The organism is Alteriqipengyuania lutimaris (assembly GCF_003363135.1).
GTDB classification, from domain to species: Bacteria; Pseudomonadota; Alphaproteobacteria; order Sphingomonadales; family Sphingomonadaceae; genus Alteriqipengyuania; species Alteriqipengyuania lutimaris.
Map to the genome: position 1 here is coordinate 2,100,449 of NZ_QRBB01000001.1, position 18,541 is coordinate 2,118,989.

The window sequence follows — 18,541 nt, forward strand, 5'->3', positions numbered from 1 at the left end:
ATGACGCGCCAGAGGGGCCCGGTCCCGCAAAGATGCGATATCATGAGGGGGAAGAAATTCAACTGCCCCAAGGGCTAGGGCTGGCATGTCTCTGAAAAAGAACATATAAGGAACATATGAGTCGCGCACCGATCCTCGACAGGCTGAAGATTCTCGCCGATGCGGCGAAATACGATGCCTCCTGCGCCTCGTCGGGCACGGCGAAGCGCAACAGCACCAAGGGCGGGATCGGCAGCACCGAGGGGATGGGCATCTGCCACGCCTATGCGCCCGACGGACGCTGCATCTCGCTGCTAAAAATCCTGCTGACCAATCACTGCATCTTCGATTGCCACTATTGCATCAACCGCAAGAGCTCGAACGTGCGGCGCGCGCGTTTCACGCCGCAGGAAGTCGCGGACCTGACGCTCAGCTTCTATCGCCGCAATTATATCGAGGGGCTGTTCCTCTCCTCGGGCATCATCAAGAGCTCGGACCACACGATGGAACAGATCGTGGAGGCGGCACGCATCCTGCGCGAGGAGCACGATTTTCGCGGGTATATCCACCTCAAGACGATCCCCGAGGCAGACCCGGAGATCATCCACCGCGCGGGGTTCTATGCCGATCGCGTCTCGATCAATGTCGAACTTCCGACCGATGCGGGGCTGACGCGCCTCGCGCCGGATAAGAACGCGCGCCAGATCGAAGGCGCGCTGGGCAAGACCAGCAGCGACATCCTCGAGGCGAAGGACGCGAAGAAGCGCTTCAAGCACGCGCCGCGTTTCGCGCCCGCGGGCCAGTCGACGCAGATGATCGTGGGCGCCGACGCGGCGAGCGATGCGGATATCGTGGGGCGGGCGAGCCGGCTGTATGGTGATTTCGGCCTGCGCCGCGTCTATTACAGCGCCTTCTCGCCGATCCCCGATGCCTCGGCCGTGCTGCCGCTCAAGCGCCCGCCGCTGATCCGTGAACACCGCCTCTACCAGTCGGACTGGCTGATGCGGTTTTACGATTACCGCCCGCAGGAAATCATGCAGGCGACCGAGGCCGACGGGAACCTGCCGCTCGATATCGATCCCAAGCTGGCCTGGGCTTTGAAGTTTCGCGAGCGCTTCCCGGTCGATGTCAACCGCGCGAGCCGCGAGGATCTGCTGCGCGTGCCGGGGCTGGGGGTGAAGGCGGTGCACCGCATCCTCGCCTCGCGCCGCCACCGGACCTTGCGGCTCGACGATGTGGCGCGGCTGACCGTGTCGCTCACCAAGGTTTGCCCGTTCATCTGCACGGTCGACTGGCGGCCTACGCTGCTGACCGACCGTGCGGACCTGCGCACGCTGCTCGCACCCAAGACCGAGCAGTTGGAGCTGTTCGCGGCATGAGACTCTCTTCCCTCCATCCTCATCCCCGCGCAGGCGGGGATCCAGCTAAGGGCTGTGGCACGAGTAACTTCTGTCATCTGGACCCCCGCCTGCGCGGAGGTGACGGCTTGGAGGAGACCTCATGACCGCGCTCCAGAACGTCCGTCCCCATGCGCATTACACTGTCCAGCTGCCGCGCAGCGACGACTTTGCCTTCTGGCGCGAGCGGGCGCGCGCACTGATCCAGTGCGATATCCCGCCGGACAAGGTCGCGTGGGTCGAGCCGGGCGGCAGCGGCGATCTTTTCGCCAGCGGCGGCATGCGCCTGCCCGAGCCGCCGGCCGATGCCCCTCCGGTCCGCGCGAGCAAGCGCTACCTCAGCCTTGCGAAGAACGCCGCGCTGCACAGCGATCCGGCGCGTTTCGCGCTGCTGTATCGCCTGCTGTGGCGGCTCCAGCGCAGCCCGCGGATCATGGAGGACAAGGCGGATCTGGATGTCCGCCGCGTCGAGGAATTCGATAAGAATGTCCGCCGCGACAGCCACAAGATGCACGCCTTCGTCCGCTTTCGGCAGGTCGAGGAAGAAGGCGGAGCGGAACACTACATCGCCTGGTTCGAGCCCGAGCATCACATCCTGCGCGCCAATGCGGGCTTCTTCCGGCGCCGCTTCGCGAGCATGCGCTGGTCGATCCTGACCCCGCAGGGCACGCTGCACTGGGATGGCGAAACCATGCGCGAAGGCCCGCCCGCGCAGAAGAGCGACGCGCCGCAGGGCGACCCGGTCGAGGATCTGTGGCGCACCTATTATGCCTCCATCTTCAACCCGGCGCGGCTGAAAGTCGGTGCGATGCTGTCCGAAATGCCACGCAAATACTGGAAGAACCTCCCTGAAGCCGCGCTCATCCCGGAGCTGATCGCGGGTGCGCAGCAGCGCGAAAGCGCCATGGTGGCAGCGGGTGAACGCGATGACGGCGTACGACCCGAAAGCCTGGAGGCGATCGGCGAGGCCGTTCAGGCGTGCCGCAAGTGCCCCATCGGCTGCCTCGATAACCGCGCGGTGATGGGCGAGGGGCCTTCCGATGCGACGCTGATGATCGTGGGCGAGCAGCCAGGCGATGTCGAGGATCAGGAGGGCAGGCCTTTCGTCGGGCCTGCGGGGCAACTGCTCGACGTGCATCTGGAACGCGCGGGGATCGACCGTGACCGCGCCTATGTCACCAATGCGGTCAAGCACTTCAAATTCACGATGCGCGGCAAGCGTCGGCTACACCAGTCGCCCACCGCCAAGGAAATCGACACCTGCCGCTGGTGGATCGAGAGCGAGCGCGAACTGGTGAAGCCGAAGCTGGTGCTGGCGATGGGCGCCAGTGCGGCGCGCGGGATGCTGGGCAAGACGGTCAGCATATCGAAGGTTCGCGGTGCGCCGATCGCACTGGAGGACGGCAGCGAACTGTGGGTCACCGCGCACCCGTCCTACCTGCTGCGGCTCGATGGCGAGGCGCGCGACAAGCAGGCAGCGCTGTTCGATGCCGACCTCGCCGCGGTGCGCGAGCGGTTGGCGGAGCTGGTGGAGGGCGGTGTCCCATGACCGTTCGTCCTGAGCTCGTCGAAGGGCGAACGAGGTGCGGCGTTCGCGGTTCGACAGGCTCACCACGAACGGGTGGGGCAGGGAAATTGTCATGCCAGAAGCACCGCTCACCCCCGACAAGCGCCGGATAGAAATCGACCCCGATGACGTCGATCCGCCGCCGCACGCGCCTTTCGTAGAACTGGGGCTTGTCTCGTGCTTCAGCTTCCTGCGTGGGTCGTCGGACGCGGTCGATCTCGTGCTGACCGCGCGCGCGCTCGGCTACGATGCGCTGGGGATTGCCGATGCCAACACGATGGCGGGGGTGGTGCGCGTGCATGCCGAGGCGAAGACGCTGAAGGTGCGCCCGGTGATCGGCTGCCGGATCGAGACGGTCGAGGGTCTCGGCTTCCTCGCCTACCCGAGGGATCGCGCGGCCTATGGCCGGTTATGCCGCCTGATCAGCCAAGGCCGAATGCAGACGCTTTCGGGCGGATGGCAAGACAAGGGCGTGTGCGAGATCGACCTCGCGATGCTCGCCGGCCATGCTGAGGATGTGCAGCTGATCCTGCTGCCGCCCGATAACCTCGATGCGCGGTTCACGATTGCGGTGCCGAGCAATGTGATCCCTTTTCGCCATCCTTCTTCGGAGCGGCAGACGGGTAGCGGGACCCAGGATGGGGTCCGGGGTGACGGCAAGGTGGAATTGACCGCGTCTTTCCCCAGCCTCATCCCACACCTTACCGCCCAGCTGCCGACCCTGCGCCACATTGCCGCCGCCTATCTCTATCGCGGCGACGATATCGCCAGGATCGACCGGCTCGACGCCATGGCGCGCGCGCACCGCCTCGCGCTGCTCGCCACCAACGACGTGCATTACCACGCGCCCGAGCGGCGTCCGCTCAATGACGTCATGACGGCAATACGCCACAAGACGACCGTCGAAGCCGCCGGCCACCTGCTCCACGCCAATGCCGAACGGCACCTCAAATCGCCGGAAGACATGGTCCGCCTGTTTGCCCGCTGGCCTCATGCAATCATGGCGTCCCGCGATATCGTCGATGCCTGCCGCTTCAGCCTCGAGGAGCTGCAATACGAGTATCCGAGGCGCGCCTATCCCGACGGCATGACCCCGCAGCAATATCTGGAGCAGCAGACGTGGGAGGGGGCAAACTGGCGCTATTCCAATGTGATACCAGATAAGGTTGAGGCCGCGCTTGAGTATGAGCTGGAGTTGATCGGCAAGCTTGATCTCGCCCCCTATTTCCTCACCATCAAGGAAATCGTCGATTTCGCCCGTAGGCAGACACCTCCTATTTTGTGTCAGGGGCGCGGCAGCGCTGCCAATTCCGCCGTATGCTTTTGCCTCGGCATCACCAGCGTCGACCCTGCCGAGCACCAGTTATTGTTCGACCGGTTTCTTTCCGAAGAGCGCAGCGAGCCGCCCGATATCGATGTCGATTTCGAGCATGAGCGGCGAGAGGAAGTCATCCAGCACATTTACAGTGAGTATGGACGGCACCGCGCCGGGCTGTGTGCCACCGTCATTCACTACCGCCCGCGCATGGCGATCCGCGAGGTGGGCAAGGCAATGGGCCTGTCGGAAGACGTCACCGCGTCGCTCGCACGCACCGTATGGGGTGGATGGGGACGCGAGATCGGCGAAAAGCACGTAGGTGAAACGGGTATGGATATTGCCGATCCACACTTGAGGCGTGTCCTCACGCTAACCAGCCAAATGATTGGAATGCCACGGCATCTTAGCCAACATGTCGGTGGTTTCATCCTCACCGATGGATTGCTGACCGAGACCGTGCCGATCGGCAATGGCGCAATGCCCGATCGCAGTTTCATCGAATGGGACAAGGACGACATCGACGATCTGGGCATCTTCAAGGTCGATGTTCTCGCGCTCGGGATGCTGACCTGCATTCGCAAGTGCCTCGACCTGCTTGAGGACCACTACGACCGCCCGCTGACACTCGCCACCGTCCCGCAAGAGGACCCCGCGGTGTACGACATGCTGTGCAAGGGCGATTCGCTCGGGGTATTTCAGGTCGAAAGCCGCGCGCAGATGAACATGCTGCCGCGCCTGCAACCGCGCCAATTCTACGATCTGGTGGTGCAGGTCGCCATCGTGCGCCCTGGCCCGATCCAGGGCGATATGGTCCACCCCTATCTCAAGCAGCGGCGATTGGCGCGCGCGGGAAAGACCGATTTTCAGCTTCCTGCGCCCGCGCCCGAGCATGGTCCGCCAGACGAGCTTTCCTCGATCCTCGGGCGCACTTTCGGGGTGCCGATCTTTCAGGAACAGGCGATGAAGATCGCCCTTGATGCGGCCAAATTCTCTCCGGCCGAGGCCAACCGCCTGCGCCGGGCCATGGCCACCTTCCGCAGCCGGGGAATGGTGCACGCGCACGAGGAAATGATGGTCGGGAGGATGATCGAGCGCGGCTACGACCCGGATTTCTCCCAGCGCTGCTTCGACCAGATCAAGGGTTTCGGGGAGTACGGCTTTCCAGAGAGCCACGCGGCCAGTTTCGCGCACCTCGTCTACGTTTCCAGCTGGCTCAAATGCCACTACCCGGCGGCCTTCGCCTGCGCGCTGCTCAATTCGCAGCCGATGGGCTTCTACGCGCCCGCGCAGATCGTGCGCGGCGCGGCCGAGCATGGCGTCACCGTGCTGCCAGCGGATGTGAACTGCTCGGACTGGGATTGTACTTTGGAGGATATTCCTCCCCCATTGGGGGAGGGGGACCACGCGAAGCGTGGTGGAGGGGCACCGTTCGGAACTGCGCCCGTGCCCCTCCACCATCCTGCGGATGGTCCCCCTCCCCGTGCCGGGGAGGATAAGGGCCGCCTCGACAGGCATATCGCGCTGCGCCTCGGCCTGCGCCAGATCGACGGCCTGCCCGAGCACGTCGCCGCTAAGCTTGTGGCGGAGCGGGTCGAGAACGGCCCCTACCGCGACGTGGCCGAATTGCGCGACCGCGCGGGCCTCTTGCCTGCGCATGTCGAGCGGCTCGCCTCTGCTGATGCCTTCCAGTCTTTGAACCTGCCACGGCGACAGGCGCTGTGGGACGCGCGGAGCCTGATCTCCTCGCCCGACCTGCCGCTGTTCCGCGCGGCGGACGAGCGTGACGAGGGGGCGGAAAAGGCGCGCACAGCGCTGCCTGTCATGCCGCTCAGCGAAGAGGTCGTCGCCGATTACCAGACCACGAGGCTCAGCCTGAAGGCGCATCCGATGGCGTTCCTGCGCGCCGACCTTGCACAGCGCGGCTTCGTGCGCGCCTGCGACCTGCGCGAGAGGAAGTTCCGCTCCATGGTGCAGGTCGCGGGCGTGGTACTGATCCGCCAGCGGCCGGGCAGCGCCAAGGGCGTGTGCTTCATCACGCTGGAGGACGAGACAGGGGTGGTGAACCTCGTCGTCTGGCCCGACCTCAAGGAAAAGCAGCGCAAGGTGGTGATGGGTGCGCGTCTGATGGAGGTGCGCGGGCGTGTCGAGTACGATGACGAGGTGATCCACGTGATCGCGCATCACATGACCGACGCGACGCACCAGCTGGCCCTGCTCTCCGAAGACACGCTGAACTACCAGCTGGCGCGTGCGGACCATGTCAATTCGCCGCTGCCGTCAGGAAAGATCAACCCGCGCGACGATCTGCGCGATGGGGCGGACGATCCGGCTCACGAAGGCGCAATCCGCCCGCGAGACCTGATCGATGAATTGCCCAACACAGGGGGCCATCCGCGCAATGTCCGGATCATTCCCAAATCGCGCGACTTTCATTGAGGATGGCCGAAAAATCCCGCCTGCGTCCGCTGGTTCGTATCCTGCGCCCCTTTGCCCGGCTGTCGAGCGACCGACTTGTGCTCACTCTGCTACTGCTTCTCGCGCTGCTCGTCGGGGGAAGGGCGTGGCTGGCGGAGAACCCGGGCAACAACCCCTGGGCCCCGCTCGACCTGCGCGAAGAGCCGGGCTGGGCGACGAAATCCAAGGTCGCGGCATTGCGCGACGACCCCGCGCAATGCCGCGCGGTGCTGGAGCGAAGCGAGGTGGCGTTCACCGCGCTTGATCCCGTGGGTGAGGCCCCGTGCCTGCGAGAGAACCGCACCCGGCTCGACGATTTTCCCTATGCCGGTCAGCGACCCGATACGACGTGTGCAATGGCCGCAGCAATCGAAATCTGGCGGCGCGACAGCATGCAGCCGGCTGCGCAGGCGATCTTCGGGCAGGATGTCGCAGCAATCGAGCATTTCGGCACCTTCAGCTGTCGCCGCCTCTATGGCCGCGACGAAGGTCCGTGGAGCGAGCACGCCACCGCCAACGCGATCGACATCGCCGCCTTCGTGCTGGAAGACGGCACGCGGATCTCCGTCGTCAATCACTGGGATGCCGGTGATGGGCCGGGCGACGATCGCTCGCGATTCCTGCACAGGGTGCGCGATGGCGCATGCGGAACCTTCGGCACCGTGCTCTCCCCCGACTACAACGCCGCGCATCGCGACCATTTCCATCTCGATCAGGCGGGGCGAGGCTTGGGGGGAGTGTGCCGCTAGCCGCGCGGCGTGTTTGCGCTGTCCTACCACCGAAGCACTATGCGAAGACCGAGGAATGCCGGCCAGCGATCGTCGACGCGCCGCACTCAACGATTTGTGCTGGCCTGCGATGGGTAGTTTTAGGCTCAGGACAGTGTGTCAGGTGTGTCAGGCCACCGGGCGTTGCGACCGCGCTCGATGCGCGAAAACGCCCCTCAAACCGCTTCCAGCGCGTATCCGGCAGAACGCACGGTGCGGATCGGGTCTTTCGCGCCTTCCAGTTCCAGCGCCTTGCGCAGCCGGCGGATATGCACGTCGACCGTGCGCAGTTCGATATCGCTGCCCGTGCCCCACACCCCGTCGAGCAGCTGCCCGCGGCTGAAAACGCGCCCCGGGCTTTCCATGAAGAACTTGAGCAGACGGTATTCGGTCGGGCCGAGCTGCAAGTTGCGCCCGCGTCGTTCGACCTTGTGCGCGACGGGATCGAGCCGGATGTCGCCGACCTCGATCGTCTCGCCGGCAAGGGCGGGGCGGATGCGGCGCATGACGGCCGCGACGCGCGCCAGCAGTTCGCGCGGCGAAAACGGCTTGGTCAGATAATCGTCGGCGCCGGTTTCAAGCCCGCGCACGCGGTCGTCCTCTGCCTCGCGCGCGGTCAGCATGATGATCGGGACATGCGCGGTTTCCTTGTCGCGGCGCAGGCGACGGCAGACCTCGATCCCGCTGGTGCCCTCGATCATCCAGTCGAGGATGATGAGATCGGGCACGTCCTCGCTCGCCATCAACAGCGCTTCGTCGCCATCGGCGGTGACGCGCACCTGATAGCCTTCGTTGGCGAACCGGAATTCGAGAAGTTCGGCGAGCGCCGGGTCGTCTTCGACGAGGATCAGCTTTGCTGAAGGCACGGGAATTCTCGCTAGGTTTGGATTGATCGGGTGTTAGGACCGGACGGACCTAAGTCAACTGTCGTCGTCGAGCGGGTAGGACCCGGTCGCGGCGAAATAGACCATTTCGGCCACGTTGGTGGCGTGGTCGCCGATCCGTTCGATATTGCGGGCCACGAACAGCAGCTGGGCCGCACTCGAAATGGTCGCAGGATTTTCGACCATGTGGCTCACAAGATTGCGAAAAACCGAGTTGTAGAAGGCGTCGACCTTCTTGTCGGACGCGATTACTTCGAGCGCGAGCGAAGGGTCGCGCGCGGCATAAGCGGTAAGCACATCGTGTACCATCTCGGCTGCAACATCGCCCATGGCGGGCAGCAGGGTAAGCGGTTCGAACCGGGTGCGGCCTTCGATCCGGCCGACGCGCTTGGCGATGTTCTTCGCATAATCGCCGATCCGCTCCACCACGCCGGCGATCTTGAGTGCCGCGATGACTTCGCGCAGGTCGTCCGCCATCGGCGCGCGCAGGGCGATGATCTTGACCGCCAGCCGGTCGACCTCGACCTCGAGCGTGTCGAGCTTGCGATCTTCCGCGACGATCCTGTCGGCCAGTTCCTCGTCGCCCCGGATCAGCGCGTCGAGCGCGTTTTCGAGCGCGATTTCCGCCAGGCCGCCCATCTCGGTGATGAGACCGCGCAGCCGCGTGATGTCCTCGTCGAACGCCTTGACCGTGTGTTCTGCAATCATCCGTAGCGTCCAGTGATGTAGTCCTTCGTCCGCTCCTCTAGAGGATTGGTGAAGATCTCGTCCGTGGGGCCATACTCGACCATCTTGCCGAGGTGGAAAAAGGCGGTTCGCTGCGAAACGCGCGCGGCCTGCTGCATCGAGTGGGTGACGATCACGATCGCGTAGCGGCCCGCGAGTTCGTCGATCAGCTCCTCGATCTTGGCGGTTGCGATCGGGTCGAGCGCGGAGGCCGGCTCGTCCATCAGGATGACCTCGGGATCGACCGCGATGGCCCGCGCGATGCACAGGCGTTGCTGCTGCCCGCCCGAAAGCGCGGTGCCCGATTCGCTCAGCCGGTCCTTCACCTCGTTCCAAAGGCCTGCGCGCTGGAGCGAGCGTTCGACGATCTCGTCCAGTTCGCCCTTGCTATTGGCGAGGCCGTGGATCTTGGGGCCGTAGGCGATGTTGTCGTAGATCGACTTGGGGAAAGGGTTGGGCTTCTGGAAAACCATGCCGACCCGCGCGCGCAGCTGCACGACATCCATCCCGCTGGAATAGATGTTCTCTCCGTCGAGCTCGATATCCCCCTCGACCCGGGCCGAAGCGATCGTGTCGTTCATGCGGTTGAGCGTGCGCAGGAAGGTAGACTTGCCGCAGCCCGACGGCCCGATGAAGGCGGTGACGTACTTGGTCGGGATGTCGATCGACACCTCGTCGATCGCCTTCTTGTCACCATAGAAGACCGAGACGCCGCGCGCGCGCATCTTGGCCTCGGCCTTGTCGTCCATTTCGTGGAGTACGGTCACCAGCTTTTCTCGAACTTGTTGCGCAGGTAGATAGCGAGGGCATTCATCACGAGCAGGAACAGCAATAGCACGATAATCGCGGCGCTGGTCCGTTCGATGAAGCCGCGGTCGATTTCATCCGACCAGAGGAAGATCTGCACCGGCAATACGGTGGCGGGCGAGGTAAAGCCATCCGGGGGCGTCGCCACGAAGGCGCGCATGCCGATCAACAGCAGGGGCGCGGTTTCGCCCAATGCGCGCGCCATGCCGATGATGGTGCCGGTCAGGATGCCGGGCAGGGCCAGCGGCAGGACATGGTGGAACACCACCTGCACGGGGCTCGCGCCGATCGCCAGCGCACCGTCGCGGATCGAGGGCGGAACCGCCTTGATCGCGTTGCGGCCGGAGATGACGATCACCGGCATCGTCATCAGCGCCAGCGTCATGCCGCCGATCAGCGGGGCCGAACGCATGTTGGGGAAGATCGTCAGGAATACCGCCAGGCCCAGCAGGCCGAAAATGATCGATGGAACGGCCGCGAGGTTGTTGATCGACACCTCGATAATGTCGGTCCAGCGGTTCTTGGGCGCATATTCCTCGAGATAGAGCGCAGAGAGCACCCCGATGGGGAACGCCAGCGCAAGCGTGACGATCATCGTCAGGATCGATCCCTTGAGCGCACCCCACACGCCGACCTGCTGGGGATCGGTCGCATCTGATCGGACGAGGAAGCCCCAGTCGAAGCGTTTTGCCAGATTGCCGTCGCGCTGCAGCTGGCTCGCCAGCGCCCGCATTTCGGCGTTGCCTTCGTCGTCGAGGCCCATCGCAAGATCGCCTGTCGACGGCAGCCAGAAGGTTTCCTGCCCGCGGAGCAGAGACGGGTCGGAGCGCAGCGCAGCGGCAACCTCGCGCCAGGCGTCCTGGCTCAGTTCCTGCGCGCCCTCCTCGCCGAGGGCCTGCTCGGCGGAGAAGCCGACCACTTCGGGCAGCCCCTGCATCTCCAGCATCTGCAGCGCACCGGACTTGTTCAATGTGGATGCGTCACCGGAAATGCCCGAGGCGGCGAAATCGATCGGCACCTTCAGTTCGGCGCGCTGGAAACCGCCGATCCCATTGATGGTCATATTGGCGAGCAGCACGATGAGGATCGCGATCGAGACGAGGATCGCGAACAGTCCGAACAGCTTGAAGCGCCGTTCGGAGGCATAGCGCTGCTTGAGCCGTTTTTCGAACGCCTGAGTCCGCGTGGGCTGGCCGTCGTCGAGGGCGGTGGGATCGGCGGGGTTACTCATAAGCCTCCCGGAAGCGCTTTACGACGCGCAGGGCGATGAAGTTGAGCAGCAGCGTCACCATGAACAGGACGAAGCCGAGCGCAAAGGCGCTGAGCGTCGCGGGATGGTCGAAGCTGCCTTCCCCCGTCAGCAGCGCGACGATCTGCACGGTGACCGTCGTCATCGCTTCCAACGGATTGCCGGTCAGATTCGCGGCGGTCGATGCAGCCATGACGACGATCATCGTCTCGCCGATCGCACGGCTGATGGCCAGCATCACTCCGCCCACGATGCCCGGCAAGGCGGCAGGGATCAGCACGCGCTTGATCGTTTCGGACTGGGTGGCGCCCATCGCGAGGCTGCCGTCGCGCATCGAGCCGGGCACGGCCGCAATGCTGTCATCGGCCATCGAGGAGACGAAGGGAATGATCATCACGCCCATGACAAGGCCTGCCGCGAGCGCGCTTTCGGACGACGCATTGTCGATCCCGATGGCCTGTGCGGCATCGCGAATGCGCGGCGCCACGGTCAGCGCAGCAAAATAGCCGTAGACCACGGTGGGCACGCCGGCGAGAATCTCGAGCGCGGGCTTGATAATCTTGCGCCAGCGCGGGCTGGCATACTGGGTGAGATAGATCGCGCTCATCATGCCGAGCGGAATCGCGACGATCATGGCGATGATCGCACCGATGAAAATCGTGCCCCAGAACAGGGGGATCGCGCCGTAGCGATCGCCCTGGGGTGCGTCGGGGTTGGCCATTGGATCGGGATTCCAGCTCAGTCCGAACAGGAAATCGATCGGCGAGACCATGCCGAAGAAACGGATCGTTTCGAACACCAAGCTCGCGAGAATGCCGAAAGTGGTGAGGATCGCGACGAGGGAGGCCAGCAGCAGGACGATCATCACGGCGCGTTCCACCTTCACGCGCGCCGTGAATTCGGGCTTCAGCCGGCTGAAGGCCCATAGGCCGAGGATGGCCGCCATTGCGAGCGCGAAAGCGAGCCCTACCAGATTATAGAACCGCTCTGCCTCACGGAACGGTTCGATCAGGTCCTGCGCCTGCGGATTGAACACTCCGGCGGCGTTGCCATTGGCCACCGCGCGCGCTTCCGCCAGAATCGACTGGCGCTGGAACCCGAAGGTCGGCAGGTCCTGTGCGGCAGGGCTCGCAAGCACCCATTGTTCCACCAGTATGGGCGACAGGATGCTCCACAACACCGCGAACAGGGCGAGGGGGCAGGCAATCCAGATCGCGACGAACCAGGCGTGATAGCCGGGCCGTGCGACCACACGCCGGGGCTCACCACCACGGGTGAACGAGCGGGCCTTGGCGCGGCCCGCAAGCCACCCGGCAAGACCGAGACCGATGGCCAAAAGAAACAGAAAGGCGGGAGACATGCTGCGGCCTGAACCCTCGTATCCTCAATTGGGGATTTCGCCGTCCGGCGACCGACCCCCTTGTTGGTGCTTAACCGCGCGAAGGGTCGCTTGGAAAGCGACCGAGCCGACGCCCTGTTGAAATAATGTGGCAGGGTAATGACACTTTGCGTCCCCGCAGCCTAGCGGCCCGCTTCAGCGTCGAATTCTTCCTCCGACGCGGATCTCCGCGATGACTGCGCTTGGTCTGGTTCGATCAGATCTGCCTCTTCGCTTTCGCGAGGAAGACGAACGGTAACGGTCGTTCCCTTGCCCACCGCGCTCTCGATATCAAGCCGACCGTGGTGCCGCTCGACGATGTGCTTCACGATTGCCAGGCCCAGGCCAGTACCGCCGGACATGCGACTGCGCCCCGGATCGGTCCGGTAGAAGCGCCGGGTGAGGTGCGGCAGGTGCTCGGGCTCGATTCCCTCTCCCTGGTCCTCGACTTCCAGCTTCGCTTCACCGAGCGCCGATTCGGTCAGGCGCACGGCGACCGGCGTGCCTGCCCGACCATATTTGAAAGCATTGTCGACGAGGTTGCGCACCAGCTGCTCCAGCTGTTGCGGGTCGCCCAGCACGAAGAAGCGCCCGTCCGCCCGGTATTCGACCCGATCCGCACGATCCGCACCGGCGCCCTCATGCGCAGCACGTTTGACCAGGCTGTTGAGGTCCACCTTGGTGTCGGGGCGGTCGTGCTTCTCCGCTTCGACTCGTGAGAGCGACATCAGATCGCTCACGAGATTCTGCAGTCGGCGTGCCTCGCGGTGGATCGTGTCGAGAAATTTGCGCGCGGTGGGCTCGTCGATATCTTCGGGATGCTCGCTCAGCGTCTCGACATAACCGATGATCGAAGACAGCGGGGTGCGCAGTTCGTGACTGGCGTTCGCGACGAAATCGGTATGTGCCCGGCTGATATCGGATTCGGCGGTCTTCGAGATCAGTTCGATGACCGCAGAGCGATCATCGATCGCATATCGGCTGACCCGCCATACGTCCTTGCGCCGGACGAGGCCGGTGATGATGGCTTCGCCGTGCTTGTCGCTGTCCATCAGCGCGATCGCACTCGGATGCCGGATGGCGACGCGGACGTCCTGCCCGATGACGTGATGGCCGAGGAGCGCGCGGGCCGAGGCATTGGCGATGACCACGCGCTTGCGTTCGACGAGCAGGAGCGGCGAGTATGCATTCTCGATCATCCCGGCCAGGCTTTCGCGCGAAAGGCCTTCCGGCTGCGCATTCGTTTCCGGGGAAAGTTCCGGCGGATGGCTGATCCACAGGCTGAGCGACCATACCAGCCAGATGGCGAGCGCATAGGAAAAGGGCACGCCCGCAAGCATCATCAGCACGGCACTGCACGACGCGATGGCGAGCCCGGCCCAGGGCAGGAGGAGCGGCTTTTGCATGATGTGGGGGCTTAGGGAGAAAGTTTCGCTTTCGCCAGCCCGCGCGGGGGTGGGCGGCTCAAGCGAAAAACTATCCGGATGGTGACCCCTACGGGAATCGAACCCGTGTTTCAGCCGTGAAAGGGCCGCGTCCTAACCGCTAGACGAAGGGGCCACATCCGAATGAAGCTTCTGGCAGACCGGCAAAAAGCCGTTAGCGCCGAAGCGAGCCGCGCACTTAGGGGGGTGGGGCAAAGCGGTCAAGCCCACAATCGTGCAAAATCATCGCTCGACCAATGCGGCGTCTTCCAGATGCAATTCCGCACGTGGCGTATTGGCCCAGGTGTCCACCTTGGCGCGGCCTGCAAGCCACAGCTGCGTTCCGGGATGGAGGGCGAGGAGGGCCTGCCCCCACTCGGTATCGGCGATGCGGAATGCGATCGCCTTGATTGATCCGCCATCGCGCGATCCCGCGACGAGCCGCACGTGATCGTTTCCGACGCGGTCGACCTTCACCACGTGGACCGGCCCGATCGCGAGTCGCGGCCCGGGCCAGCCCATCCCGTAAGGCCCCCCGCGCTCCAGCGTCTCGACCAAATCGACCGTCAGCCCGCGCGGACCGAGCGAAAGATCGAAACCGAGCGAGGCTTCGGCGCTGGCTGCCGCAACCTGCTTTTCCAGCCGCGCTTCGAGCCAGTCCGACAGCGCTTCGATCCGGTCTTCGCGCACGGTCAGCCCTGCCGCCATGGCATGACCGCCGCCCGCTTCCAGCAGCCCTTCCTCGCGCGCCGCCATGATCGCCGCGCCGAGATCCACGCCGGAGATCGAACGCCCCGATCCCTTGCCGAGGCCGGTTGCGGCATCGCGCGCGATCACGAGGCTGGGCCGGCCAGTCTTTTCCTTGATTCGGCCCGCCACGATTCCGATGACGCCCGGGTGCCAGCCTTCGCCGTGGACGATTTGCACGGCACGGTTGGCCTGGCCTGCAAGCTGCACCTCGCCCGCTTCCTGCACGGCCGCCTCGATCGCGCGCCGATCCTCGTTGAGTTCCGAGAGCTGCGCTGCGATGTGTGCGGCCTCCTCGGCATCTTCGGTCGTCAGCAGGCGCACGCCGAGCGTCGATTCGCCCACGCGCCCGCCCGCGTTGATTCGCGGACCCAGCGCAAAGCCGAGATCGGAGGAGATCGGAGCGCGGGTCAGCCTGCTCGCATCGATCAGCGCGCTCATGCCGGTATTGGCTCGCTTCGCCATGACCTTGAGGCCCTGCGATACGAAAGCGCGATTGAGCCCGTGCAGCGCGGCGACGTCCGCCACAGTGCCCAGCGCCACGAGATCGAGCAGGCCGCGCAGGTCCGGCTCGGACCGGTCCTTGAAATAGCCGTCCGCCCGCAAGGTGCGGACCAGCGCGATGGCGACGAGAAACGCCACCCCGACTGCCGCGAGATGACCGTGCGCTGCCGCGTCGTCCGCTTCGTCGAGCCGGTTGGGATTGACCAGCGCGACCGCAGCCGGGCGTTCGGGCGAGCACTTGTGGTGGTCGATCACGATCACCTCCACCCCCGCATCGCGCGCGGCCGCAAGGGCCTCGTGCGCCATCGCACCGCAATCGACGGTCACGACCAGGCTCGATCCTTCCTCACCCAGCTTCACCAGCGCTTCGCCGCTGGGGCCGTATCCTTCGAGAAGGCGATCGGGGATGTAATGGCCCGCCTCGTGCCCGAGTATCCGGAAGAGGCGAATCAGCAAGGCGGCCGAGGTCGCGCCATCGACATCGTAATCGCCGTAGATCGTCACCCTTTCGCGGCTGACGATGGCCTTGGCGAGGCGCTGGGCGGCGACGTCCATGTCCTGGAAGATCGAAGGGTCGGGCAGGAACGCTGCCAGTTTGGGTTGGCGCTGCCGATCCAGATCGTCGCGGCTAACGCCTCGCGCCAGAAGCAGCTGGGTGAGGATGTCATCGCTCAGGCCCGCCGCCGCGCCCCCGTATCCATCGGCATACTGGTTGCGACCGCCGCGCCAGCGCCAGCTGCGCCCGGCAAGCGAGCGCTCGACGCCGAAAACATGCGTCGCGGAGGAGGGCGAAGATATGGTGGCCATGACACCATCCTAGCCTGCCAGCGCCGCGCGACATAGCGCCATGCCGTTGACTTTCGACAGCCACGCCCGAGGTTGGCCGCATGGCAGAGAAGCAACTCCTGATCATCTGGCACAGCCGGACCGGCGCAAGCGAGGCGATGGCGCGGGCGGCGGCGCGCGGTGCAGGCGAGAAGGCGAGGCTGGTGGCAGCCGAAGATGTCGTCCCCGAAGATCTGCTGGCGGCCGAGGGTTATCTCTTCGTCTGCCCGGAGAATCTCGCGACCATGTCCGGCATGATGAAAGAGATGTTCGACCGCTGCTACTATCCCGTGCTCGGCAGGATCGAGGGGCGCGCTTTCGCCACCATCATCGCCGCCGGATCCGACGGGGAGGGCGCGCAGACGCAGATCGACCGGATCGCGAAAGGCTGGCGCCTGAAGCGTGTCGCCGACCCGATCATCATCTGCATGGAGGCGCAGACCCCCGAGGAAATCCTCGCCGAAAAGCGCGTGCCCGATGATCGGCTCGAGGAATGCGAAGCTTTGGGCGAAGCGCTGGCGGAGGGGATCGCGATGGGGGTGTTCTGACCCGCGACGCAGTGAAGAACCTGCTTCATTTTGGAGCAAACCGCTTCTCACCCCCCTCGACGCGCGAAGGCGAGACGCGCAAAGCTCGCGACCGAAGACGCGCTCGCTAAGGGGAACTACGCATGGTCGGGGATACGACTCCACCCGATGGCTTTGCGCACAGCGGACATGCCCACCACAATCACGCCCACCAGGATGACGCGATGGCGGACGACCTGCTGATCCTCTTCCCGCATGGCAGGCGCCCCACTGCAAGCCAGATCCGCCAGCGCTGCGACTCCGCCGACTTTCTCGATTCGTGCGGGCCGGTTCTCTTTTCCGCCGCCGCAGGGAAGGACATAACCGCGCCCGACGGACTGTCGCTGCAGCGGGCAGGGCTTTCGTTCGACCTCCTCGGCCTTGCTCCCGGCGCGCCCGTTCCGGTCCCGCAAATGGGGGCCGATGTGGTGGCGCAGGCCTCGGTCCTGCCGTCGCGGACCGAGGCGAGCGTGTTGCGGCCGGGCCCGCATATCGCGGCGGGGACCGGCGATCTGACGATCCTGCGCGAATGGTTCGGGCTTGCCCATGGCCTGGCCCTGTCCTTCGACGGGTCCGTGCTGTGCTGGGCTCCCGGCGCGGTGATCCTCGGGGTCAAGCGCTTCGGGGACTGTCTCGATGCCTGGGATGCGCGCGGCGATGTGCCGGTCGCCCTGCTGGCGAGCTTTCGCCGCACGCTGGACGGGGCGCTTCAGAGCCAGGGCCTCGCCTTCTTCACCGGCCAGGAATTCCGGATCGAGCCGCAACTCATCCGCGGCGACGAGGATGCGCTGGCCCGCCTGCTGTTCCGCCATCTGTTCTACGCCGGAAGGCAGGAGGAGAGCGGCCAGCTCGCCGCGCCCGATGGGGTCGCGCTGAGGCTCGAGCCGTCGGAAAACCGCCGCTTCGTGCGCGTATGGCCCGGCTGATGCCAGGGCGACGCGCTCAGTAGGGCGCGCTCGCTTCGTCCAGCGCGGCCTTCGCGTCCTTGTACTCACGCTCCAGCCGGTCGACCATGTCGGCCACGCTGTCCACGGCCTTGACCGCGCCGACGCCCTGGCCCGAACCCCAGATGTCTTTCCACGCCTTGGCCTTGGAATTGCCGCCGCTGCCGAAGTTCATCTTCGACGGATCGCTCTCGGGCAAGTTGTCGGGGTCGAGCCCGGCCGCCTCGATCGAACTGCGCAGGTAGTTGCCGTGCACGCCGGTGAAGAGGTTGGTGTAGACGATGCCTTCGGCGCTGCTGTCCACGATACCCTGCTTGTAACCCTCGTCTGCGTTGGCTTCCTTGGTCGCGATGAAGGCGCTGCCGATATAGCCGAAATCGGCGCCCATCGCCTGCGCGGCGAGGACCGAGCGACCGGTCGCGATCGAGCCGGACAGTGCCACCAGCCCGTCGAACCATTCGCGAATCTCGTGCATCAGGGCGAAGGGCGACTGCGTGCCCGCATGGCCGCCCGCACCCGCGGCGACAGGAATCAGCCCGGTCGCACCCTTGTCGATCGCCTTGTGCGCGAAGCGATTGTTGATGACGTCGTGCAGCGTGATCCCGCCCCAGTTGTCGACCGCCTGGAAGACCTCTTCACGCGCGCCGAGCGAGGTAATGACGAGCGGCACCTGCCACTTCTCGCACACCTGCATGTCCTCCTCAAGGCGCGCATTGGAGCGATGGACGATCTGGTTGACCGCGAAGGGCGCGGCGGGGCGATCGGGATTGTCGCGATTATGCGCGGCCAGTTCCTCGGTGATCTGATGCAGCCATTCGTCGAGCACGCCCGACGGCCGCGCGTTCAGCGCCGGGAAGCTGCCGACGATCCCCGCCTTGCACTGCGCGATCACCAGTTCCGGGCCGGAGACGATGAACATCGGCGAGCCGATGATGGGCAGCCGAAGGCGATCGAACGGGGCGGGAAGGGGCATTGATCTTCTCTCCGGAAAGGTTGTTTGCGTGG

General features: G+C 65.1%; 14 protein-coding genes and 1 tRNA gene. 6 read left to right on the forward strand and 9 right to left on the reverse strand.

The genetic code is table 11. From position 1 onward, the window contains the following. Positions 1-116: 116 nt before the first annotated feature. The 4 genes from DL238_RS10035 (at position 117) to DL238_RS10050 (ending at position 7,464) form a co-directional block, all read left to right on the forward strand. Positions 117-1,358 carry a putative DNA modification/repair radical SAM protein gene (locus tag DL238_RS10035; protein ID WP_115492129.1) on the forward strand — a complete coding sequence of 414 codons (1,242 nt, stop codon included), beginning with the start codon at positions 117-119 and terminating at the stop codon, positions 1,356-1,358. Positions 1,359-1,479: 121 nt separating this feature from the next. Next, entirely contained in the window at positions 1,480-2,925 is a 1,446-nt protein-coding gene (locus DL238_RS10040) for a UdgX family uracil-DNA binding protein (RefSeq protein WP_115492130.1), read from the forward strand. Positions 2,926-3,016: 91 nt separating this feature from the next. Then, on the forward strand, positions 3,017-6,697 hold the full coding sequence (locus tag DL238_RS10045) for an error-prone DNA polymerase (RefSeq protein WP_115492131.1): 3,681 nt from the start codon (positions 3,017-3,019) through the stop codon (positions 6,695-6,697). 2 nt (positions 6,698-6,699) lie between these two features. Then, positions 6,700-7,464, forward strand: coding sequence for an extensin-like domain-containing protein (locus DL238_RS10050; protein ID WP_115492132.1), 765 nt, complete (start codon positions 6,700-6,702; stop codon positions 7,462-7,464). A 194-nt stretch (positions 7,465-7,658) separates the two neighbouring features. Here the strand turns inward: DL238_RS10050 and phoB are convergent, their stop codons facing one another. From phoB to recJ, 8 genes are all read right to left on the reverse strand, one after another. Further along, a complete protein-coding gene (gene phoB, locus DL238_RS10055; protein ID WP_115492133.1) occupies positions 7,659-8,348 on the reverse strand; it encodes a phosphate regulon transcriptional regulator PhoB in 690 nt (229 codons plus the stop codon). A 54-nt stretch (positions 8,349-8,402) separates the two neighbouring features. Then, positions 8,403-9,074 carry a phosphate signaling complex protein PhoU gene (phoU, locus tag DL238_RS10060; protein WP_115492134.1) on the reverse strand — a complete coding sequence of 224 codons (672 nt, stop codon included), beginning with the start codon at positions 9,072-9,074 and terminating at the stop codon, positions 8,403-8,405. Beyond that, the gene (gene pstB, locus DL238_RS10065) at positions 9,071-9,841 is read right to left on the reverse strand and encodes a phosphate ABC transporter ATP-binding protein PstB (protein ID WP_199801381.1); all 771 of its coding nucleotides are present in this window, start codon (positions 9,839-9,841) and stop codon (positions 9,071-9,073) included. Before pstB ends, phoU begins: the two co-directional genes overlap by 4 nt. Positions 9,842-9,855: 14 nt before the next feature. Further along, positions 9,856-11,130: a phosphate ABC transporter permease PstA gene (pstA, locus tag DL238_RS10070; protein WP_115492136.1), complete on the reverse strand. Its 1,275-nt coding sequence runs from the start codon at positions 11,128-11,130 to the stop codon at positions 9,856-9,858. Further along, positions 11,123-12,508 carry a phosphate ABC transporter permease subunit PstC gene (gene pstC / locus DL238_RS10075; RefSeq protein WP_115492137.1) on the reverse strand — a complete coding sequence of 462 codons (1,386 nt, stop codon included), beginning with the start codon at positions 12,506-12,508 and terminating at the stop codon, positions 11,123-11,125. The genes pstA and pstC overlap by 8 nt, the downstream gene beginning before the upstream one ends. A 161-nt stretch (positions 12,509-12,669) precedes the next feature. After that, positions 12,670-13,932: a sensor histidine kinase gene (locus tag DL238_RS10080; RefSeq protein WP_115492138.1), complete on the reverse strand. Its 1,263-nt coding sequence runs from the start codon at positions 13,930-13,932 to the stop codon at positions 12,670-12,672. Between the two features lie 79 nt (positions 13,933-14,011). Continuing rightward, positions 14,012-14,086: transfer RNA gene (locus DL238_RS10085), tRNA-Glu, on the reverse strand. A 107-nt stretch (positions 14,087-14,193) separates the two neighbouring features. Continuing rightward, positions 14,194-16,008, reverse strand: coding sequence for a single-stranded-DNA-specific exonuclease RecJ (recJ, locus tag DL238_RS10090; RefSeq protein ID WP_115492139.1), 1,815 nt, complete (start codon positions 16,006-16,008; stop codon positions 14,194-14,196). Between the two features lie 80 nt (positions 16,009-16,088). Here recJ and DL238_RS10095 point away from each other — a divergent pair, with 80 nt between their 5' ends. After that, positions 16,089-16,574, forward strand: a complete 486-nt coding sequence (locus DL238_RS10095; protein WP_115492140.1) for a flavodoxin family protein — start codon at positions 16,089-16,091, stop codon at positions 16,572-16,574. 122 nt (positions 16,575-16,696) lie between these two features. Then, on the forward strand, positions 16,697-17,518 hold the full coding sequence (locus tag DL238_RS10100) for a hypothetical protein (protein WP_234031036.1): 822 nt from the start codon (positions 16,697-16,699) through the stop codon (positions 17,516-17,518). A gap of 16 nt (positions 17,519-17,534) precedes the next feature. Here DL238_RS10100 and DL238_RS10105 read toward each other — a convergent pair whose 3' ends face one another. Continuing rightward, a complete protein-coding gene (locus tag DL238_RS10105) occupies positions 17,535-18,509 on the reverse strand; it encodes an NAD(P)H-dependent flavin oxidoreductase (protein ID WP_115492141.1) in 975 nt (324 codons plus the stop codon). Positions 18,510-18,541: the final 32 nt, after the last annotated feature.